Here is a 21,223-nt window from a genome sequence, read left to right as displayed (position 1 = left end):
TATCAAGTTCGGATAATTAGTTATAATTCTCTGAACTATGCAAAAACAAAAAACTCTTTCTTCCCCCTGCCCTCTTGCAGTCTTAATTATAATTTTTTAAACGAACACGATATTAAATAGTGATTGGGAGAGAAATTATAAATTCTGTTCCCTCTCCTACAACTGAATTAACTGTAATTTTACCACCATGTTTTTCTTCAACAATTTGCCGGGCGATCGCCATTCCTAAACCTGTACCTTTACCTACAGCTTTTGTAGTAAATAAATGGTCAAAAATCCTTTTTTTAACTTCTGCACTCATCCCTTTACCATTATCAGTAATTGAGATATTGACATATTTATCTACCACTGAAGTTGTAATTATAATGCGGTTAGGTCTGGCGTGAATTTCTGCCAATGTCTTACCTATATTTGCTTCTTCTAAAGCATCAATAGCATTAGCAAGCATATTCATAAATACCTGATTTAATTGTCCAGGGAAACAATTTACTAAAGGTAAATCACCATAATTAGTAATTACTTCAATAGCTGGACGTTGTTCATTTGCTTTCAGGCGATGCTTGAGAATTAAAATTGTGCTATTGATACCATCATGGATATTAAACTTGACTTGATAATCCTTATCTGCACGGGAGAAAGTTCTTAAACTGGTACTAATATTTTTTAATCTCTCACAAGCTAGCACCATTGTATCGATCATTTTGGGTAAGTCTTCTAAGGTGTAATCTAAGTCAATTTCTTCAGCATGGTTGACAATTTCTGCGTCAGGATTGGGGTAATTTTTCTGATATAGTTTCAGGTGGGTAGTAATATCATCTAAAGTGGGTTTAGCTTGTTTGAGACTAGCAGAAATAAAGCCGAGAGGATTGTTCATTTCGTGGGCTACCCCAGCTACTAAATTACCTAGTGCAGACATTTTTTCACTTTGCACCATTTGTAGTTGGGTTTGTTGCAGTTCTTGCAAAGCTATTTCCAATTCCCGCGATTTTTGGGCAATTGCCGCTTCAGCTTGTTCTCGTTGACGAAGTGCAGCTTTTTGCTCGCTAATATCTCGAATAATCGTAGACAAATATTCAACTTCATTGGCAGCATTTTTGTGAGCAATAATCACCTGAGAAACAGGAACTTCATTACCTTGGGCATCAAAAATAGCTGACTCACCGCTCCAACTTCCTTGGCGGATGGCTGTAGGAATAGCCACAGTTTGCAGATATGTCATTGCTTCGGGTGGAGTGACACTAGCAATGTCGAAATCAACTTTACTATCTTGTATCTGCCAAAATCTCTGTCCGGCTGGATTAGTATAGAGGCTCTTGTGATTAGCATCAGCAATGCCAACAATATCTGGGGTAGCTTCCAAAATCCTCAGCAGTCGCTGTTGTTCTTGTTCAGCCAGTTGGCGTTGGGAAAGTGCCTCTTGCTGTTCGCTAAAAAGACGGGCATTTTCTAGAGAAATTGCCGCTTGGGTACAGAGGAAATTGAGAACGAGAATGCGATCGCTACTAAATACACCACTGGTAGAATGATTCTTCAAATCCAAAATCCCGATTAACTTATCTTGATGGATAATTGGCAAACATAGCAGGCTTTTTGGTTGTTTCCGGTTCAGATAGTCATCAATTACTGGTAAATCGGTTTTGAGATTGTCGATGACTACGAGTTTTTGGGTGTTTTTGACGTACTGTATCAGCTTCACAGGTAAGTTGGGATTACCCTCCAACGGTTCAGAATAAAGTTGTGTGGTTTCCTTGGTAGCAATAGCTTTCAAGTACCAAATCCCTTCAGGGTTGGGTAAGATTAAGGCACAGCGATCGCCCCCAGAGTTTTGTAGAATAATCTGTGTTAATTGCTGCAACAGTTCATCTAATTGAATGGTGCGGGAAAGGTTCTGAGAAGCTTTCAGCACAGCCTTAAAATCTAGCATGGTATTGATGCTAGAACTAGAAGAATTAGTCAGTTGTGTACGATATGCTGAGAGATCAGATACAACTAGGGTTTCTAGAGTTTCTAGGAGGTTGATATTGGCTAGAGACTCTTGGAGAATGGGATGTAGTAAATGGGGATAGCGATGTTCCAAATCCAGGGTTTTGGCTTTCGCACCCCAACGAGCGTAGCAATAGTAAGCTTCCTGCATATAGCCTGCGGCTACCTTCTCTTTCCCCCAATCGAGGTAAAACTGAGCAGCGAGTTCATTGGCTAGAGCGGCTTCTTGCAAGTAGCCATTATTTATCGCTTCTGCAATGGCGCGATCATAAGCTTCCATTGCTGCTAATTCATTACCAGAAAGATAATATCTAATCGCTGCTACCAAATAATATTTATGTTGATAATTCATGGGGGCAGCATAAGCATAAATTTTTAGTTGTTCTTGATTTTCGGCAACTTGCAAGAGCAATTTTTCTTGCTGCTCCGGCTCAACTGTCAAATAAATAGCTAAACGCACTAATGAGTCATAAAAATAGTAAATTGGTGAAGAAGGCATACCCATATCTGCTTGGAGATATTTTGCTCCTTGCTCTAAACTCTCAACAGCCGCCGCAAAATCACCAAATGAGTAACTGAGAATGACTTTACTTAAGTAAAATAGATGCAGTGCCAGTTGATCATTATCTTGGAGTAGGGCAGATAAACACCGTTGTTCATCATCAAGGTCATGGCCAAGATAGGGATATTGACTAAATTGGGTGAAACCTTTGATCGAATGGCGAATAATCTGCGCCCAATTGCTAAAAAACTGACTTGTAGCAAATTTTGATTGATAAGTTTCTACTTCTGCTAATAAATTCCGTAAATCCTCCCCCCCAGCAAAATAACTATAAAGTAACCTAAATGCCGTAGAAATCAGAGCATGAGCCGAATCACCAGTTGCTAACCCTACTTTATAGGATTCTTGCAATAAATTGATCGCTTGTTGAATATGGTGTTTATTGCCTTGATTAAAAGCAGCAACTTTCATCTGCACCATACTCTGGAAGGATTTGCTGGGGAATTGATCAATTACAGACAAAGCTAATTGTCCGAATTGATAGCCTACTTCTAACTGACGCAACACTGTGCTGACTACAATCCCAAAATCAGCATAACCAGGGGCAGAGTAGGGGGAATTACCATATTTCAGCGATAAATTCACCTCTGCACAAGCAACAATGGGAAACAGGGGAGGATCAGCTTGATGAATAGATGGCACAAGGCTAATCATGATCCTTAAAGCAGCTATGGCATTTGCATCCTGCATTAATGGTAAATTGATTAAATCAGCGATCGCCTCTGTTGGTAAAGATGTCAGGGTATTTTCTACCTGCTGCTGTATCTCTAGTGGGGTGACAGATTCAGGCAGCACAACTCCTAGTTTATTCAGGATTTCTCGCCCAATTTTAATCGCCTGGAGTTGTTGATTTTGTAACTGATATCCCTGGATTTGAATTTCATAAGCTTTGACTTGCTCAAGTAAGCTGGTAGTGTGTTGTAGCACCACCTCAATCAAAGATGTCATCTCCTGAAAATCATAACTGAGTAATGCTACTTCTGCGGCTTCTTCATATAAATTGTGCATCAGCTTGCCATCAATATCCCAACCACTGGGAGTTAATAACTCGATGCCACAATTCAGGTAATGTTGTGCCGCACTATAGGCAGTCGCTTCTTTAGCTTTGCGCGCCGCCCGCCAGTTTAATTGAGCATATTGCCGTCGCTCCTGTTGTTGTGTAATCAGTGCCATCCCAGCATTTAACTGATTGACAATCTCAAAAATCCGCTCCTGTTGTTGACTGGCGTTAATGTTCTGGAACAACAACCGTCCAATGGTAAGATGTGTTAGTTGTTTATCCGCCTCTGGAATCAAAGAATCAGCCGCTTGTTGAATGCGATCGTGGAGAAACTTATAAGTGACTGATTTACTAGTAGATACACGGACGAAAATATCTAGCTCGGTTTCTAAACCATCCCCAAAAAACTTGTAAACTTCGTTTTGGGGAATAATCACTCCTTCTTGCAAAGCTTTCCATAAGGCTGTGGCAACGTTAACCTCTGATTGCTGGGAAACAATCGCCAAGGTAGCTAAGTCAAACTTATGGCCAATACAAGCAGCTAATTTCAGTATTTCTTGGGTTGATGGCGGTAACTTCTGCAACTGCTGCGCCATAAATTCCACCACATCATCCGTCAGCGATTGGGCATGAATTTGGCTGAGATCACATTCCCAATAACCGTGTGTGTGATTAAAGGTAATTTGCCCGTCTTCGTGTAAGGCTTTGAGAAACTGGGTGATAAAAAAGGGATTGCCCTGAGTTTTGCGAAAGATTAATTCTGTTAGCGGGCGGGATCTCTCGGTTGTACAGTGCAATGTTTCAGCTATTAACTGATTTGTCTGACTTTCATTAAGGGGGGCAAGATTAATCGTATTAATAATCTTGCCACCTTTCTCCAGTTCCTGGACTGTTAACATCAGTGGGTGGGTAGGCGCGACTTCATGATCTCGATAAGCTCCCACCAAGAACAGATAACTTTCCTTCTCCATCAGCAATTTAATTAACTGTAGAGATGCTACATCTGCCCACTGTAAGTCATCGAGAAACATCACTAATGGATGTTCTGGGGTGGTAAACACCGCGATAAATTTTTGCAACAATAAATTAAAGCGGTTTTGTGCAGCCGTTGCTGACAGTTCTGGTGCGGGGGGTTGCTTGCCAAGTAGACACTCTAGTTCAGGAATGACTTCGGTGAGGACTTGTCCATTGTCACCGACGGCGGCGAGAATCTTGCTTCGCCACTTAGCCAATTGAGTATCTGATTGTGACAAGAGTTGTTCCATCAAATCCCGCATAGCTTGAACAAAAGCAGATAGGGGAAGATGGCGATTGAACTGATCAAACTTACCTCTGATAAAATAGCCTTGCTGACGGGTAATCGGCTTGTGAACTTCATTGACAACGGCAGTTTTACCAATTCCCGAAAATCCTGCTACGAGCATCATTTCCGTGTTACCTTGGGATACCCGCTCAAAAGCATTCAGTAAAGTCTCAACTTCTGCTTCCCGCCCATAGAGTTTTTCTCTAATCAAAAAGCGATCGCACACATCCCGCTTACCAATTTCAAAATACGTAATTTCGCCAGTATCTTGGAGTTGAGATAAACAAGTTTCTAAATCACGTTTTAATCCTAATGCACTCTGATATCTATCTTCCGCATTTTTCGCCAACAGTTTCCTGATGATTTCCCCTAAAACTGTGGGTATTTCTGTTTGCTTGTCTTCTAGTTGTGGCGGTTGTTGTGCCAGATGACAATGCACCAATACCATCGGATCATCACTGATAAATGGTAACTCTCCTGTCAATAATTGATAAAATGTCACACCCAAGGAATAGTAATCACTGCGATAGTCTATGCCTCTATTCATCCTCCCTGTTTGTTCTGGGGAAATATATGCAAGTGTTCCTTCTAACACATTAGGACTAGTAATTTCTTGGGTTTCCTTCGGTAAGAGGGAAGCAATGCTAAAGTCAATGAGTTTAACTTGTTTGGTGGCTGGATGAATTAGAATATTAGCCGGTTTGATATCTTTATGAATGACACGATGTCGGTGTAAATCGTGGAGAATATCACTTAATTGAATAGCGATCGCTAAAAATTCCTGGAGGGTGAGGGTATTAGTTTTGATATATTCTCGTAAAGAAATACCCCCAGTATCTTCCATGACTAAGATATAACCATTACCATAGGCTTCTAATAATAAGGGAGGAACAATACCAGGAATATTGAGATTTTTACTAATAGTGTACTGATTACGAAAGTGTAATAATTCTGGGAAACTAGGATATTCACAAGTAAGAATTTTGATCACCACTGCCAGGGAATCTTGCTCACGTATAGCTCTATATACTGAGGTTTTAGAGCCTTGATACAGTTGAGATTCAATTTGATATCCGGGAATGATAGGAGCAAAAATCATAGTAATCTTTTATGCTGACACTATTATGTAAATTTTTGGTTGCTAATCTCATCTTGAGGAGTTGTCAGTTATCAGTATCAGTGCAAAAAACCCACCTTGATAAAAGTTTACTGCTGACTGTTGACTGATATCACCACCCTTCCCTAACAAGAAGCCGCCCAAAGTTTTTTATGTAAAGTTAGTATTCCCATGAGCAAGTGCCAAATAAAAAAAATCACCCTGAAGGTTTAGGGGGATGAATAAGATGTAGTTGGGTGAACAAAATTTTGTGTGGGATTTCTAGCTAATACCAATTCTCTATGAAGTTGTACCAAATAAATGATGTAGAGACGTTGCATGCAACGTCTCTACAGTCCAGAATAAAGCCCATCTATGGCTACGCCAGGCAAGCTACATGAAGAAACGGTATAAGTATCCAAAAAATTACCCTCCACACTCCCCACACCCTCCCCCAATGCACCTACGGTGTACACACAAGTCATCTGATCCCCCTAAATCCCCCTTAAAAAGCTATGCGTTACCCACATCTTTATTTACAATCTTAAAACCATTGCTCTATAAGCATCTTAGTGGCTGAACCTTTAAGCATACTTGACAAATTACCATTTATTCTTCTCGCTAAAATAGTGTTTTTATTGAGAATGAAAAACGAGCGAATCAGGGTTCTAGAGACGTGAGTTAATACTCTCGAAATGTTAAGAAAGATGTTTATAATGGATAGCTTAAAAAGGGGGACTTTGATTCTTGTTCCCCCTTTTTTAAGCTATGCGTTACCCACATCTTTATTTACAATCTTAAAACCATTGCTCTATAAGCATCTTAGTGGCTGAACCTTTAAGCATACTTGACAAATTACCATTTATTCTTCTCGCTAAAATAGTGTTTTTATTGAGAATGAAAAACGAGCGAATCAGGGTTCTAGAGACGTGAGTTAATACTCTCGAAATGTTAAGAAAGATGTTTATAATGGATAGTTTTTTAAGGGGGGCTAGGGGGGATCAAGTCACATTTTGCACTCAGCACAAAGATGTGTGTACACGTAGCCCAATGCACAGATTGGAATTAAGCTAACGGCAGAAGTAAGCGGCTAACGACGCGATGATCAGGTAATTGGTAGAGATGTAATTCTCCACCTAGTTGCTGCATTAACTGTTGACAGATTAATAAATGTAAACCTGGGAGTTGATCCAAATGAGAGGCTGCTAGCACATCCTGACGGTTTTTTTGTTCTAGTTCTGCTAATAACTCTGGCGCAATTATCCCGTGATCTGTAATTGATAGCTCTAAGAATTGTTCATCTAAACGACGACACCAAATATCAATTCTGCTACTGTGAGGAGAACGTTCACAGGCAGCAAGTAACAATTCATGCAGGATTAATTCAAATTTGATGATATCCCCTGCGATCGCCATTGGCAAAGTATAACTAGCAGCCACCACAGGTTTAAGTACACCAGAATTATTGTTGGTATCTGGTTCTAGGGTAGACTGTCCCAAGCCATGAACCCCAATCCAGAGTTTTTGTGTTTGGACTAAGTTGTCTACCCGTTCTAGGGCGCGCTTGAGTAAGCTGGCGATAGACATGGTTTCGCCGCTTATAGACAATTGCCATTGTTCTTGTTTTAATAATCCTGTCATGGCGGCAGTGGTGTGATCTAACTGTCGCCACAATAATTGGTAGCGAGTCTGGGTTAATTCATTATTAGGAATACCCAAATCATGAACTTGAGTGAGTAATTGTGTAGTTGTTCTTTGAACTTCTTCTAACCGCCGATGTTTGTACCAATTAAGTTGACGTAATTGTTGAGTTGTAGATGCTAAATTGGTGGTGATTAGTTGTTGACGACGCAACCAAGCTAATTGCTCAATCAGAGTTGCGATCGCATTTAAGGTTTGTTGTGGCCAGTAGCGTTCGCCATGATCTGCTAATACTATTACCCCTGTAGATTGATGGCTAGCAGCCGTGCGTAAGGCGATAATCAGCACCTTACTCATAGCTGGACAATTTAACCATTTTTTGGTTTCTGGTGGTAAATCCTCAATTTTCAGGTTTAAGTAACCATCTTTAGATAATGCCCACTGAATTAATGCTTCAGAATCGACGAATACTTGGGCATCGGCATGAATACTAAAATGACTATCAACAACAATACCGGGGATGATTTCGGCTTGTTTTTGGCCACATGACCAAGACAACATAAAAGCTAAAGGACAGCCTAAAATTGAGGCAATTTGATTCAGTGTAGTAGTTTCTAAATAATTTTTTTCTGTCTCAGGGTTTTCACTTTCTTCTAAAATGCAGAGAGATTGTTGGATACTCTGGACAACTTTTTGTTGTTGTTCACTATTGGTTAACAATCGCCACAATCTTAAAACTACGCCTATTTGTTGACTGACAATCCACAACAGTTCTTTTTCTAAGTTTGTCCAAGTGTGATACTTGGTGTGGGCAATGAGCAGGATAGCATCTGGCCGATGACCTTGAGTACAGTTGCAAACTAGTAGCGCTCGCACACCATTTTCTATTAAAGCTGGTCGCCAATTAAAAAAGCGCAAATCTTCGTCTAAGTTCTCAATTTCTACGGTTGTTTTTGCCGATTTTAACATTTGTCTATCGGTTTCATTTAATAAACTAAAAGCAAATGTCAAAGGACGGCGATTATGAGGTTGATTCTGATAAATAACTTGATAGTTATTGCGGTCAGCGTCATATTGTAAAACTAAAAAGCGGGTAGCACCTAAACGAGTTAAGACTTTAGCAGCACAAATGCGTAAAGTTTCTTTCAAGTCTTGGTGAGTATAGATAGCTTGAGCAACTTGGCTGGTAAGTTGTGAATCTTCTTGAATTTGTTGAATGGTAGTTTCCATTGTTGCAGTCGGAGCTACCAAAGAAATTAAACCCGCCGCCCCTTGGACAAAACTTTTTTCTGCTTCTGACCAAATGCGCGGTTCTACACCTTCCACAGCCAGAAAACCCAACAGGTCTTTTTGACAAATAATCGGAGCAGCCAAGAGCGATCGCACTCGCCAACGTTGCAATAACTTGGCTGTAAAATGACTATTTAAAGAACTGCGAGCATCACCAATCCACACAATTTGGTTAACTGATAAAGCATAATAAAAATCGCTCAACTCTTGCACTGTCATCCCAGCAGCCGACTGTTCACGCTGTGCATCTCGATTCATTTTCTTGAGCTGATTAGTAATCCGACACCAAAAATATCTTCCTTGTCTATCAAACCAATAAATATTAGTGCGACTTGGGGCAACAAATTCATGAGTTGCTTCTACTACTGCTTTGAGTCTTTCTTCTAAATTATTTAAATTATTTAAATTATCGAGTAATTCTAATAAAGGTTCATCAGGACGCTTGCTTTGCTTTTGCTGCAAATGAATTTCATTTTGATACAATATTGATGCAAGTTCTCCCAACACAATCATTACACTGCTTTTGGCTTCCTCTGAGATCAAATAACCCCAACGTTCTGAAGCGATTAATAGTAAACCCAAACAACGGTCTTTATAACGTATGGGCAAAATAATTGTTCCCCGAACGTTATATTTTTTGCCTAATTCTTGCCATTCACCAATTCTATTTTCAGTGCGGATATCCGCTACTCCCACCGGACGCTGTTGAATCACTACTTGCTCTAATAAGTCACCCGGATGTAAAATCAAGCGTTTCCGTAAAAAATTATCTTCACCTCCAGGGGTAATACCGCCTTTACCTAACAATGTATGTTTAATGTGATCGTAAATAGCAATCCAAATCAGACTGTAATTAAACTGCTGTCGAATATAAGAAGTAGCAATGGCAATCAGAACCTCAACATCATCTTCTTCCCTAAGACTTTGCAAAACGCGTCCTAAGGCAACAATCTGTTGTTCGGCGGCTGTAGGTGGTTGTGGCTGCCCCATCTGATTATTTGTGAACATAGCTTGTAATATATAAGATGCCCATAAAATAGCCCTGATTAATCTTGTTTCACTTGATTATTCCAAGTTCAGGATAAAAGAGATTGGGGAGTTTGGAGGCAGGGGCAGGGGGCAGGGGGCAGGGGGCATGGGGCATTGGGGTAAATATTTCTTCCTTGTCTCCCTTGTCTCCTAGACCCTTACAGCCCTACACCCCTACACCTATCAAGCAGGGTGATAATAACTCAAGACTATTGATTATTAACAATGGATATCTATCAAATTGCTATTCGTCCGATTTTATTTAATTTATTAAACGCCGATCCTGAGTGGTCACATCACCAAGCCATCAGGGTTTTAAGTTGGTTATCTCATCAACATCATGCTGGTAATATTTGGCTACCAAATCTGTTACAAAAGTCTCTATGCCTAGAAAATTACCGCCTAGAACAAAATTTATTTGGTTTACATTTTCCCAATCCCCTAGGTTTAGCGGCTGGTTTTGATAAGGATGGTGTCACATCTGGGATTTTGTCAAGCCTCGGTTTTGGTTTTGCGGAATTGGGAACTGTGACATTTTTAGCACAGCCCGGAAATCCTCGTCCTCGTTTGTTCCGCTTGTTGTCTGATCAAGCGGTTCTTAACCGTATGGGTTTTAATAATAGTGGTGCAGCAGCAATGGCAGCACGGTTAGCTGAAGAAACACAACAGTTGAGGCCATCTATACCTATAGGGATTAATTTGGGTAAGTCGAAGGTAACACCCCTAGAAGCTGCCGCCGAAGATTATTTAAATAGTTTTAAATTACTTAAAGAGTTAGGAGATTACTTTGTAGTTAATGTTTCTTCACCCAATACACCAGGGTTGCGATCGCTCCAAGATGCCTCTATGCTGAGTTCTATCTTGGATGTACTACAAAAAGAAAACATTTCACAAAAACCCATCTTTGTCAAGATAGCTCCTGATTTAGAGTGGGAAGCGATCGCCGATATTATTACTTTGGCAAGAAGCTACCAGCTAGCCGGGATTATTGCCACTAATACGACTATCAGCCGTGAGGGACTAAAAACTCAGGTGATTGCCAAAACTGGTAAATCACCTGAGCAAGAAGCCGGGGGAATTAGTGGCGCGCCATTACGCGATCGCTCCACAGAAGTTATCCGGTTTATCTGGCAGCAAACCCAAGGGCAGATTCCGATTATCGGGGTAGGTGGCATATTCTCCCCTGATGATGCTTGGGCAAAAATCACTGCTGGTGCTAGCCTGATTCAAGTTTATACAGGCTGGATTTACGAAGGCCCAATGATGGTGCGCCGCATTCTAGAAGGTTTGCTGACCAAATTAGAACAAAATGGCCTCAATTCGATCTCGGAAGCCGTAGGATTAGACTGCGATCGCCAACAGTCAACCGTGAACCTTTAATCATTTTCCTCTAGTGGGAAAAACTCCTTAGTTTTTTCAGAAAAAGCCCAAGCAATACCATCAGGATCGCGGCTACGACTCCATTCAGGAAATTCGGGATCATTCCGACGTTTATATACAGTACTGGAATAAACATTCAGCCGTTTCGCCAGTTCTGATTGAATTAAAGAACCAAAAACTAGCTGTTTTGCTAAATTTGGTTGAGCTTCTTCAGTAACGGCTGGTGGTGGTAATTTCGGTTCTGGTTCTTCTTCTACTGGTTCTGGGGGTGGCGGTGCTAGGAGCGATCGCGCTTCCTTGGTTACTGGTGATGCAGCTAGTTCTTTTACAGGCTCACTACTGTCAAGAATATTACCCAGAATACTGCCAGTAATAAAGTAATAAACTTCACCGCCATCTCCAGCAGGTAGTATACTTGCACCAAATTCAGATGCTTTACCATCTAGATAGCGTTTTGCTTGTGTGCCGGGAAAATTGCCCCGAATTGCCAAATCTACAGGTGTAATCTTGCCCTGATTTTCTCGGATTAATTGACTAAAAATCGGGTTAACTCGCTGACACCACTGTTGCCATTGGTATTGTTGCCAAACATTTACACCAATCAGTAACACCAGAAAAGCCAGCAAAAACTTCCAAGTAGTTACCAGAAGAATAATTACAAACGATATTGGCAAAAGGAGAACGAGAAAACCTTTCCCGCTACCTTCTATAGTTTTTTCACTCATGCCGATTTTTGCCAAGCGAATTTTTTGGGAAATAATATATTATATTGGCAAAAATCGAGACACATAAATGTATACTTTGGCAAAGTTATGGAAAAAATCAGCAAAAATCTCATTAACTGAAATTTGCCAAACCTCGAAAACCTTATAAATCAACCAAAAACAGGCAAAACACTTTGCCACACCCCTAACTGATACTTCTAGTACTCTAACAAGGCTACTTTGCTTGGTTAATAAGTTCGTAGTAAGGGCTTTAGCCCTTAGTCAAGGACTAAAGTCCTTACTAAGAACCTGCCAAAGCCATGAGCAAAAAAATTTATTTTTACTCTTGACACTACAAACTACATATACTACATTAATAATACAAGCTGACATTCCCAAAGGAGTTAAGCAAAACTTGTAACTAATTTGTGTAGCGGATAGTTCAAATATCAGAACACCCACCTTGCCTATCAAGGCCGACCTATCAAGGGTTATCGAATATAACTAACATCTTGATTCCCAACTCCCTTGATACAACTCCCGGAGGTGCAGGTGCAAATCCTGCTCTGCTACACCACATCTAAATTTTTCAGTTTCATGTAGCGGGTGGCGGAATTGGTAAACGCGCTAGACAAAAAACCTTGATCACAACTTGTCTGCAAAGGCTGAAGATTTGAGGATTATCGGGATCTATTGACTGAATAAGTCTTGCAGGTTCAAATCCTGCCCCGCTACCAATATTTATTGGTGAGTAATGAGTAATGAGTAATAAGTAATGAGTTGAAATTTTGAATTTTTATGTGGCAGGTAACTCAGTTGGTAGAGTACCTAAACATCCTTATTCACCCCTTGCCTGTAAAGGCCGACGAATGAGGGTTATCGCCTTCCACGCGGGATGTCGCAGGTTCGAGTCCTGCCCTGCCACCTTTCATTTTTGCCCGCAAGGGCTGGGAGATGCAGCGATGAATTACAATTTCTTCACCAGAAATAAGACGACCACACCACAAAATCAGCCCATCCCCGGACGAGAAGCAGAAATGATGCAAGGGCGTTCGGGTGGCTGGATGTTTGATGCTGGTATTTGGCAGATGCTGCGCCGTTGTCTTTTGGTTGGTACAGCCCAAAGCACTTACTACGCAGGCAAACAAGAACTCACAGAAGATTTTGTGGCGGTTGTGAAACAAGCTGTTGCGGAAAATCCCAGCCGTGTCGCCGAAGAAATTTTGTACGCCAGCAACGGACGCGCCATTAATAACAGCGCACCTATCTTTGCATTGGTTTTACTGTCAATGGGTGAAACTCCAGAAGCAAAACAGGCTTTTGGTGAAATCTTCCCCCAAGTTGTTCGCACAGGTAGCCATTTCTATGAATGGTTGAACTACACCAAATCTCTCCGAGGTTTCGGTAAGATAGTGCGGGAAGCTGGTAAAACTTGGCTATCTCGTGAAGATGCCAAAGGTTTGGCTTATCAACTTTTGAAATATCAACAACGTCAAGGCTTTACCCATCGGGATGCTTTACGGCTGTTTCATGTCAAACCACCTACCGAAAACCACCGTCAACTTTATGAATGGGTGGTGAAAGGTTGGGCAGAATTACCAACTGAAATACCTTCTGAGGCATTAGCGCAGATTTGGTGGTACGAATGGTTAAAACGCAACCCCAGCGAAACCCACCAAGCCATTTTGCAAGGACGCTTAACCCACGAAATGGCTGCACCTGTGGGCAAGATGGATAAAGAAGCTTGGCAATTACTATTTCAGGAAATGCCTATTGGCGCAATGTTGCGTAACTTGGGTTCATTAACTGAACTCGGTGTGTTGCAGGCTGATGAAGATGCTAACTTAGGGCGTGTAGAAGCTGTTCTCAACAACAAAGAATATCTGCGGAAAGGTCGTATTCATCCCATCGATGTTTTGAAAGCACTCAAAACTTACGAGTCTGGGGGCAGACTAGGACGCAGCAAGAAAACCTGGAGTCCAGTTCCTCGCATCGTGGACATCTTAGAAAAAGCCGTTGAGTTGTCTTTTGATGTGATAGAACCTACAGGTAAAGTATTCATGCACGCCGTAGACGTTTCCGGTTCTATGGGTAGCTTGGTTGCAGACATGGGACTTAGCTGCTGTGAAATTGCCACCACAATGGCATTAGTTACAGCTAAAGCTGAGAAAAATTACATGATTCGCGGCTTTGCTACCGAATTTCGGGAGTTAAATATCACAGCTAAAGATAGTTTTAGTTCTGCGGTGCGGAAAGCCAGCAACCAAAACTTCGGCGGCACAGATGCGGCTGTGGCTTATGACTGGATGATTAAAAATAAGTTCAAAGCTGATGTCGTCTGCTTCTGGACTGACTCCGAAAGCTGGGCAGGTTATAAGCATCCCTCTCAAGCTTTGGCGCAGTACCGTAAAAAGGTGAATCCTGATGTGAAGGCGGTGTATGTCACCTTGACACCTTACCAAATTACCTTAGTAGATCCCAAAGATCCCCTGTCTTGGGATTTGGCAGGATTTGACCCTGGTACACCTCGCATCATCCAGATGCTAGCCACAGGGGAGTTGTAAAAATAGTTGAATAGCCTTAAGGATAAGGGGTGATCATCTCTTATCCTTTTTCTGGCGGGTTATCCTTATTCGTCACTTGCCCTTCGGGGACGCTGAATAGAGGGTTATCGGTTAAATCTCCACCATCTTTGGGGATGAGCGGGTTCAATCCCCGCACCCGCCTTTTACAATCATAATAATTAGGCCTGCCTTAAAAATGGGCATTGGGGAGGCAGTGCGGTCTTGGGGTTTCCTCAAGTGGAGCAACTGCCGTCATTGGGGATGGGAAGATTGATTTTTATTGTTAAAATACCTAGAGAATTGGTATTGGCTTACTATGTCAGCCAAAGATAAATTTCACGAGGCTGTAAAAGTAGCACTCCAAAAAGATGGTTGGTTAATTACGGATGACCCATTACATCTTTCAATTGACCGCATCACTAATATGTTTATTGATTTGGCAGCAGAAAAGCTGATTGTTGCAACTAGAGACAATCAGAAAATTGCGGTTGAAGTTAAAAGTTTTTTAAGTCCTTCTACTTTGTCCGAATTTCATTTAGCAATAGGACAATTTATTAATTATCGTTATGCTTTAGAAGATTATGATCCTGAACGCAGTTTATATTTAGCCGTACCAAAGATAACTTATGAGGAATTTTTCACTACAAAATTTATTCAATCCGTAATTCAACGCAGTCGAATCAATCTACTCATCTTCGACCCAATTAAAGAGGAGATTGTAAAGTGGCAAAGCTAGAAAAATATCGAGAATATGTTCAGCGTGTTTTGTCAGAATATGCCGAACGCCGAACATCACCTCATCACAAAGATGAGTTAGAAATGCAAACTATTTTTGATACTGTACACGACCATTATCAGTTAATCTATGTTGGCTGGGATAAAGGAAAGCGTGTTTATGGGCCTGTAATCCATTTAGATATTAAAAATGAAAAGATTTGGCTTCAGTGGAATGGTACAGAAGATGATATCGCTGCTGAATTAGTAGAGATGGGTGTACCGAAGCAAGATATTGTATTGGGATTTCACTCGCCTTATATGCGTCAGTTTACTGATTTTGCAGTTGGTTAGTAGTTGAATATTAGACCTCTTGCAAAAGTCATGATTTTAGCGTCTTTCTTTGCGTCTTTGCGCCTTTGCGTGAGGCAAAAAAAGATTTATGCAAGAGGTCTATTGTAAACAGGACTTACCCAAGTGTCAGAATCAATGGTAGGTGCGTGACGCTATAAGTCTTATTGCTACGTTCAAATCTTTTCGCAGCGTCACACACCCTACATAAAAAATATTCCTATACATAGTGACGATCGCACTCAATATATTACTTGCAAGTGCGATCGCTCCTATAATTCTTTAAGCGACTTGAAAATTCTCCGCTTCTTCCATCGGCTCATAGCCATGAGTTAACTGCTCAATGGCTTTATCAATCAAGTCTAAACCTTGCTGCACTGTTTCAATAACGCTTAATTGTCCACGCAATTCCGCCGCACCGACGAAGCCTTTAGCGTACCAAGTCATGTGCTTACGGGCTTGACGTACACCGCGATCGCCTTTATATTCCCATAAAGCTTGTAAATGATCTCTGGCACATTCTAAACGTTGGATTGGTGTTGGTGCTGGTAATATCTCCCCAGTTTTCAGGAAGTGGTCAATTTCTCCTACTAAAAAGGGGTAGCCTAAAGTACCACGGGAACACATCACACCATCCGCGCCAGTTTGCTCTAAGCATTTCACAGCCGCTTCCACTGAAAATATATCTCCATTGCCAATGACTGGAATTGACAGCACTTCTTTCACACGGGCTATCCATTCCCAACGCGCATTGCCATTGTAACCTTGTGCGCGGGTACGTCCATGCACAGTAATCATTTGCGCCCCTGCATCTTCCATCCTTTTGGCAAAGTCGAGAATGATGATTTCTTTGTCATTCCAACCGATACGGGTTTTTACTGTTACTGGTACGTCAACGGCTTTCACAACTTCCCGCACTATAGCTTCTGCGACTTCCGGCTGTCGCAACAGAGAAGAACCACCACCATTTTTGGTAATTTTATTTACCGGACAACCCATATTAATATCAACTGTATCCGCACCTTCTGCCACTGCTTTGACAGCTGCTTCGGCGAGAAAATCGGGGCGACAGTCAAATAACTGAATACTAATAGGGCGTTCGTTGGGATCTACCTCCATAATTTTGGGTAGTTGCTTGACGTAGTGTAACCCCGTAGCGTTTACCATTTCGGTATACATCATTGAATCTGGGGCATAGCGTCGTACTAGGCGACGAAATACCATATCTGTCACCCCAGATAAAGGCGACTGAAGAACTCGGCTTTTAACTGCAAATGAACCAATTTTCAGGGGTTGGGAAAGTCTAGCTTGCAGACTGGGAGACAGTGTCAGCATAGGTACAATACAAAATACAAAATTAATGATAACTATTTGGCTAACCTTTTTTTAATTTAGGCGTTGTGGAGGCGATCGCCAAATCTAATTTTCTTGACAGCTAAAAATCCCTACCCTAGCCTAGACAACAAAAATCAGCAATCACAAAAATTTTGCAGTTGCTGATTTCAATTTTTTGTAATTAATGGTAAAGTGTTATACAGATTTTAATCAAATCTTTAAGATTGTTGGGAGCGATCGCTGTTACTGCGCTAGTCATGTTGACGGCTGGGAAGATATGAGCGATCGCCACAGGATAAATTTGTTTTATGATTCTTCGCTAACGGTGGTTAAACGTTGTTGTTTGAGGTTTTGTAATTCCTGCAACAGAGAATCAACCTCTGCCTGCAAGCTCATGAATTTGACTTGTTGATCGTCTTTGTAACAGGTTTTGGTTAACTCGCGTACTCGTAAAGCTTGAGAGTCACGTTCGGCAATATTAGATATACAAGTGGTCATCGGCAATTAAATTCCACAACTCAACTCACACCTTTGGTAAATAATATAATAAAGCAACTTTAAGCTTTGTTAAATAATTGTATCTTTTTCATCATTTACTTTAATAGGTTACGGTTTGTATGATAAGTGACGACGATAGATAAATTCAGTTCCAGAGATAAATATAGCCTGCGGAGGCAGGTTCAAAACCTCCCCCCTTGTGGGTTCTACGGTGTACACACAAGTCTAATAACCTAGCCCTACAAAGTTTTGATCCCCCCTAACCCCCCTTGAAAAAGGGGGAAAAAGAATCAAAGTCCCTCTTTTTAAGGGGGATTTAGGGGGATCAAGCCAAATTTTTGACTCAGCACAAAGATGTGTGTACACGTAGCCTTCTGGGCGAGAGTTTCCCCTGCTCCCTGTTAAACTCAGGAAACTTTAGCTTCTAAAGACTTGAGCAACTCAGTATTTACGCCAGATTCACGAGTCAGGGCTATTTTACCAGTGCGGGCAATTTCTCTAATGCCGAACTTTTGTAGCACCTGTACGATCGCTACCATTTTACCAGGGTCGCCCACAACCTCTAAAGTCAAAGAATCTTCCGCCACATCTACAACACGCGCCCGGAAAATTTGAGCTAGTTCGACAACTTCGGAACGGTTACTGCTAGTAGCACTCACCTTCACAAGCATCAATTCTCGCTCTACACAAGGGGTTTCTGTAATATCTTGTACCTTGAGGACATTCACTAACTTGTACAGTTGTTTAGTGATCTGTTCAATGACGCGATCGTCACCAGGTACAACCATCGTAATCCGGGACACACTCCCTTGCTCACCCGAACCAACTGCCAGGCTTTCGATATTAAAGCCACGACGCGCAAATAAACTCGCAATGCGGGAGAGAACCCCCGCTTCATCTTCTACCAGAACTGAAAGGGTATGTTTCATCTTTGCCAACACAGGCTCAGGTAGCATATTGTTAATACAAATTTTAACTAATAGCCACCCTACACGTACTGCTTACTAGGTGAATAAATATAAGGGTATAGATCATTGTAAACTTAATACCTGCAATCCTTGTAGTCTTGGCTAGGAAAAAGTTAAGTCTTGATCATACTCAAAGCATAGCCTTTGGGGAATGGATATCTTTTTGTAGGCAGATGTGAGTAAGTTACAAAATTTTTAGTATGGGAGTGTTATTCAGCTTCTAAAGTTCCAGGAGTGATATATTTATGGGTTGGTTACAAAGAATTTTTGGCATGGAAAAGCCCGAAAACGCCCAAGTAAACCCTTCTTCCCAAGTACAACAAGCGGCTAGTTCTACAGCTACCCAATCAATTCCAGCAGAACGGTTGGGGTTGAATGGAGAATATGATCAAAGTGGTTTAGCCAAGCGAGTAGCTTTGGCATTTGATCAAGATACACAACTCAATAATATAGATACCCTCTGGGTAGCTCAGACTGCTGGTACTGTGGTATTGAAAGGTAAAGTACCTAACCAAGAAATTCTGAATAAAATGATGTCTGTAGCCCGTTCTGTGCATGGTACGACATCGGTTGATACTACACAAGTTACTATTGGCTAGTTTTGTCAAGTGACAGTATTGCAGTCACCATGAGCAATTAAAGCTGTTTCTTTAGTCAAAAACAAATATTTTGTAGGGTGCGTCAGCTTAAGTAAGTTTTTTCATCAGAAAAATGAATTTATGCTGACGCACCCTACTATTCCTAGAAACCCATATTTATAATCAAATCTCATCTAACTATACTTCTTTGAAGGTGTGTAGAAAAGATTGATTAATCCAATCTAAAATAATTTGATTGATTTGGTCTGGGCATTCATCATGGGGACAATGACCGACATTTTCTAGAGTTAGCAATTGCAGTTTTTCATTATACTGGACAAATTGATTAGCTAATATGGGTGGGACAAAGCGGTCTTTTTGTCCCCAAATTAACAACATCGGCACTGCAATATTCGGTAGCAGTGCTTTGACGCTGGGACTAAAATTAATAGCGATCGCAGCTTTAAACAAAGCACTAAAAGCACGGGCTGAACCTCTATCTTGGGGAGGGCTAGCTAAAATATCAATCAGTTCATCAGTAATCGCTTCTGGGTTAGCATAAGCGAGACTCACCCAACGACGTAATACGCTCGGTTGCCGCACAAAATAAAATATAGGCTTTAAAAATATCGGTGAAGCCACAATACCTTTGATTGTTCTCACCAGAGGACGCAGCATTACTGGAATTGCTTCTTGTTCTAATGATGGATCAGGTAAACTCATCATCACAATTCCTTTTACCATATCTGGATGAGTGGCGGCTGCTGCTAAGGAAACTAGAGAACCGTTAGAATTACCCACTAATACCACTGGTTCACGGATAAACGCTTGCCAAAATTCATAGACCTGTTCTACCCACAGTTCTATACTGTAGTTGGCTGGGGCTTTTTCTGAACTGCCAAAACCCAGCATATCGAGAGCATAGACAGCATGATGTTCGCCTAATACTTCTAAATTGTGTCGCCAATGACCAATAGAAGTGCCGAAACCGTGCAATAAAATCAGAGGTGTTGTGTTTTGGTGATTTTGACTGGGGCGAAGATAGGTATAACGAATTTGCCAACCACGCCATACCCAGTCTCTTTGATTCCCAACTCTTTCTTGCCAGTGTACACCGATGGTCAAGTTACTGCGCTCCCAATTGATGATTTATAGTTCTATTTTAAAAGAGGGGAAGGGGGCAGGGGGCAGGGGGCAGGGAGACAAGGGAGACAAGGGAGACAAGGGAGATAAGGGAGACAAGGGGGTTTAATTTGTTAACTTTGACTGACCGAATTGAAAAATAATTGTTACAATAGTTAACCATTCTCTAGGTTGTGTGATTTAAATTAACTATTGCAGAGAATTTCTCTAAGAGTGAGTAGAATAGCAAATACAGAGACAAGAAATGACTCTGTGGACTAGCTAACCCAAAACTATAGACTCCTGATGAAGTCATTAGTTATTTTAGTGTTGTGCTTATGAGTCACACCAACCAAAATTAAGTTAATCCAGTCCAAGCCACATTCTTACCAAAGGAATCCCACTAATTATAATGCCTGTGATTGAGAAAAAAAGAACTCGCGATCTGCCCCAAATTAACGAAAGAATACGCTTCCCGAAAATTCGAGTCATTGACACTGACGGCTCCCAGCTAGGCATTTTGACTCCTCAGGAAGCTCTGCAACTAGCAGAAGAGAAGGAGCTGGATCTAGTGCTGCTCAGTGACAAGGCCGACCCGCCAGTATGTCGGATTATGGACTATGGGAAATATAAGTTTGAGCAGGAGAAGAAAGCGCGGGAAGCCCGGAAAAAGCAGCATACAGCCGATGTTAAAGAAGTGAAGATGCGCTATAAAATAGAAGAACACGACTACAATGTGCGTGTTAAACAAGCAGAACGCTTCTTGAAAGATGGTGATAAAGTCAAGGCGACTGTGATGTTCCGGGGTCGAGAAATTCAACACAGTGACTTAGCAGAAACCTTACTCAAGCGGATGGCTACAGATTTAGAGCCATTCGGTGAAGTACAACAAGCACCTAAAAAAGAAGGGCGTAATATGATGATGCTGATTTCGCCGAAAAAATAATCATAATTGATGACATTTGACTGTTGACTTTTTGCTGTAGATGGTGTACCAAATTACATTTCCTGACGACTCAGGACTTTGTAAGAGGTAGACTCAAGTAATTAACTACTGAAAATATTAAATCTGATAGTCCTGAACTCTGAGTGGGAAACATAATAC

The 21,223-nt window shown here is 41.2% G+C and carries 15 protein-coding genes and 2 tRNA genes; 10 read left to right on the top strand and 7 right to left on the bottom strand.

Annotated elements, in window-relative coordinates:
* Nucleotides 1–112: 112 nt before the first annotated feature.
* Both ACPZ3T_RS15810 and ACPZ3T_RS15805 read right to left on the bottom strand, forming a co-directional pair.
* Nucleotides 113–5,947 carry an ATP-binding sensor histidine kinase gene (locus tag ACPZ3T_RS15810; RefSeq protein WP_490270434.1) on the bottom strand — a complete coding sequence of 1,945 codons (5,835 nt, stop codon included), beginning with the start codon at nt 5,945–5,947 and terminating at the stop codon, nt 113–115.
* Between the two features lie 1,062 nt (nt 5,948–7,009).
* Nucleotides 7,010–9,865: a sensor histidine kinase gene (locus ACPZ3T_RS15805; protein ID WP_490270433.1), complete on the bottom strand. Its 2,856-nt coding sequence runs from the start codon at nt 9,863–9,865 to the stop codon at nt 7,010–7,012.
* Between the two features lie 101 nt (nt 9,866–9,966).
* Here ACPZ3T_RS15805 and ACPZ3T_RS15800 point away from each other — a divergent pair, with 101 nt between their 5' ends.
* Nucleotides 9,967–10,170, top strand: coding sequence for a hypothetical protein (locus ACPZ3T_RS15800; RefSeq protein WP_490270432.1), 204 nt, complete (start codon nt 9,967–9,969; stop codon nt 10,168–10,170).
* On the top strand, nt 10,130–11,284 hold the full coding sequence (locus tag ACPZ3T_RS15795) for a quinone-dependent dihydroorotate dehydrogenase (RefSeq protein ID WP_490270431.1): 1,155 nt from the start codon (nt 10,130–10,132) through the stop codon (nt 11,282–11,284). Before ACPZ3T_RS15800 ends, ACPZ3T_RS15795 begins: the two co-directional genes overlap by 41 nt.
* Here the strand turns inward: ACPZ3T_RS15795 and ACPZ3T_RS15790 are convergent.
* Nucleotides 11,281–12,009 (bottom strand): hypothetical protein, encoded by a 729-nt coding sequence (locus ACPZ3T_RS15790; RefSeq protein ID WP_490270430.1) that lies wholly within the window; start codon nt 12,007–12,009, stop codon nt 11,281–11,283. The two genes, ACPZ3T_RS15795 and ACPZ3T_RS15790, sit on opposite strands and share 4 nt — an antisense overlap.
* A 579-nt stretch (nt 12,010–12,588) precedes the next feature.
* On the opposite strand from ACPZ3T_RS15790, the gene ACPZ3T_RS15785 reads away from it, so the two are divergent.
* The 5 genes from ACPZ3T_RS15785 (at nt 12,589) to ACPZ3T_RS15765 (ending at nt 15,620) form a co-directional block, all read left to right on the top strand.
* Nucleotides 12,589–12,723 (top strand) — tRNA-OTHER (locus tag ACPZ3T_RS15785).
* Nucleotides 12,724–12,789: 66 nt separating this feature from the next.
* Nucleotides 12,790–12,913 (top strand) — tRNA-OTHER (locus ACPZ3T_RS15780).
* Nucleotides 12,914–12,950: 37 nt separating this feature from the next.
* A complete protein-coding gene (locus ACPZ3T_RS15775) occupies nt 12,951–14,552 on the top strand; it encodes a TROVE domain-containing protein (RefSeq protein ID WP_490270429.1) in 1,602 nt (533 codons plus the stop codon).
* A 316-nt stretch (nt 14,553–14,868) separates the two neighbouring features.
* Nucleotides 14,869–15,288: a XisH family protein gene (locus ACPZ3T_RS15770; RefSeq protein ID WP_490270428.1), complete on the top strand. Its 420-nt coding sequence runs from the start codon at nt 14,869–14,871 to the stop codon at nt 15,286–15,288.
* A complete protein-coding gene (locus tag ACPZ3T_RS15765) occupies nt 15,276–15,620 on the top strand; it encodes a XisI protein (RefSeq protein ID WP_490270427.1) in 345 nt (114 codons plus the stop codon). Before ACPZ3T_RS15770 ends, ACPZ3T_RS15765 begins: the two co-directional genes overlap by 13 nt.
* Nucleotides 15,621–15,899: 279 nt before the next feature.
* Here the strand turns inward: ACPZ3T_RS15765 and dusB are convergent, their stop codons facing one another.
* The 3 genes from dusB to ilvN all read right to left on the bottom strand — a co-directional run bounded on the left by dusB (nt 15,900) and on the right by ilvN (nt 18,379).
* Nucleotides 15,900–16,952 (bottom strand): tRNA dihydrouridine synthase DusB, encoded by a 1,053-nt coding sequence (gene dusB / locus ACPZ3T_RS15760; protein WP_490270426.1) that lies wholly within the window; start codon nt 16,950–16,952, stop codon nt 15,900–15,902.
* A gap of 306 nt (nt 16,953–17,258) precedes the next feature.
* Nucleotides 17,259–17,450 carry a hypothetical protein gene (locus tag ACPZ3T_RS15755; protein WP_490270425.1) on the bottom strand — a complete coding sequence of 64 codons (192 nt, stop codon included), beginning with the start codon at nt 17,448–17,450 and terminating at the stop codon, nt 17,259–17,261.
* 407 nt (nt 17,451–17,857) lie between these two features.
* Entirely contained in the window at nt 17,858–18,379 is a 522-nt protein-coding gene (ilvN, locus tag ACPZ3T_RS15750) for an acetolactate synthase small subunit (RefSeq protein ID WP_490270424.1), read from the bottom strand.
* Between the two features lie 284 nt (nt 18,380–18,663).
* Here ilvN and ACPZ3T_RS15745 point away from each other — a divergent pair, with 284 nt between their 5' ends.
* Complete coding sequence (locus tag ACPZ3T_RS15745) at nt 18,664–19,017, top strand: phospholipid-binding protein (protein WP_490270423.1); 354 nt, start codon at nt 18,664–18,666, stop codon at nt 19,015–19,017.
* 177 nt (nt 19,018–19,194) lie between these two features.
* Here the strand turns inward: ACPZ3T_RS15745 and ACPZ3T_RS15740 are convergent, their stop codons facing one another.
* Nucleotides 19,195–20,121, bottom strand: coding sequence for an alpha/beta fold hydrolase (locus ACPZ3T_RS15740; protein WP_490270422.1), 927 nt, complete (start codon nt 20,119–20,121; stop codon nt 19,195–19,197).
* On the opposite strand from ACPZ3T_RS15740, the gene ACPZ3T_RS15735 reads away from it, so the two are divergent.
* Nucleotides 20,114–20,248, top strand: a complete 135-nt coding sequence (locus tag ACPZ3T_RS15735; protein ID WP_490270421.1) for a hypothetical protein — start codon at nt 20,114–20,116, stop codon at nt 20,246–20,248. The two genes, ACPZ3T_RS15740 and ACPZ3T_RS15735, sit on opposite strands and share 8 nt — an antisense overlap.
* Nucleotides 20,249–20,530: 282 nt before the next feature.
* The gene (gene infC, locus ACPZ3T_RS15730) at nt 20,531–21,064 is read left to right on the top strand and encodes a translation initiation factor IF-3 (protein ID WP_103138880.1); all 534 of its coding nucleotides are present in this window, start codon (nt 20,531–20,533) and stop codon (nt 21,062–21,064) included.
* The last annotated feature ends 159 nt before the right edge of the window (nt 21,065–21,223 follow it).

The organism is Aliinostoc maniaoense (assembly GCF_058172895.1).
The sequence above is the reverse complement of the archived record's forward strand: the minus strand, read 5'-3'. Positions and strand labels throughout refer to the sequence as shown.

Bases quoted from the DNA above. Each gene is read 5' to 3' on its own strand.
- dusB (WP_490270426.1), bottom strand. From the start codon at position 16,952: ATGCTGACACTGTCTCCCAGTCTGCAAGCTAGACTTTCCCAACCCCTG.
- ACPZ3T_RS15805 (WP_490270433.1), bottom strand. From the start codon at position 9,865: ATGGGGCAGCCACAACCACCTACAGCCGCCGAACAACAGATTGTTGCC.
- ACPZ3T_RS15795 (WP_490270431.1), top strand. From the start codon at position 10,130: ATGGATATCTATCAAATTGCTATTCGTCCGATTTTATTTAATTTATTA.
- ACPZ3T_RS15810 (WP_490270434.1), bottom strand. From the start codon at position 5,947: ATGATTTTTGCTCCTATCATTCCCGGATATCAAATTGAATCTCAACTG.
- ACPZ3T_RS15790 (WP_490270430.1), bottom strand. From the start codon at position 12,009: ATGAGTGAAAAAACTATAGAAGGTAGCGGGAAAGGTTTTCTCGTTCTC.
- ilvN (WP_490270424.1), bottom strand. From the start codon at position 18,379: ATGAAACATACCCTTTCAGTTCTGGTAGAAGATGAAGCGGGGGTTCTC.
- ACPZ3T_RS15775 (WP_490270429.1), top strand. From the start codon at position 12,951: ATGAATTACAATTTCTTCACCAGAAATAAGACGACCACACCACAAAAT.
- ACPZ3T_RS15735 (WP_490270421.1), top strand. From the start codon at position 20,114: ATGGTCAAGTTACTGCGCTCCCAATTGATGATTTATAGTTCTATTTTA.
- infC (WP_103138880.1), top strand. From the start codon at position 20,531: ATGCCTGTGATTGAGAAAAAAAGAACTCGCGATCTGCCCCAAATTAAC.
- ACPZ3T_RS15745 (WP_490270423.1), top strand. From the start codon at position 18,664: ATGGGTTGGTTACAAAGAATTTTTGGCATGGAAAAGCCCGAAAACGCC.
- ACPZ3T_RS15755 (WP_490270425.1), bottom strand. From the start codon at position 17,450: ATGACCACTTGTATATCTAATATTGCCGAACGTGACTCTCAAGCTTTA.
- ACPZ3T_RS15770 (WP_490270428.1), top strand. From the start codon at position 14,869: ATGTCAGCCAAAGATAAATTTCACGAGGCTGTAAAAGTAGCACTCCAA.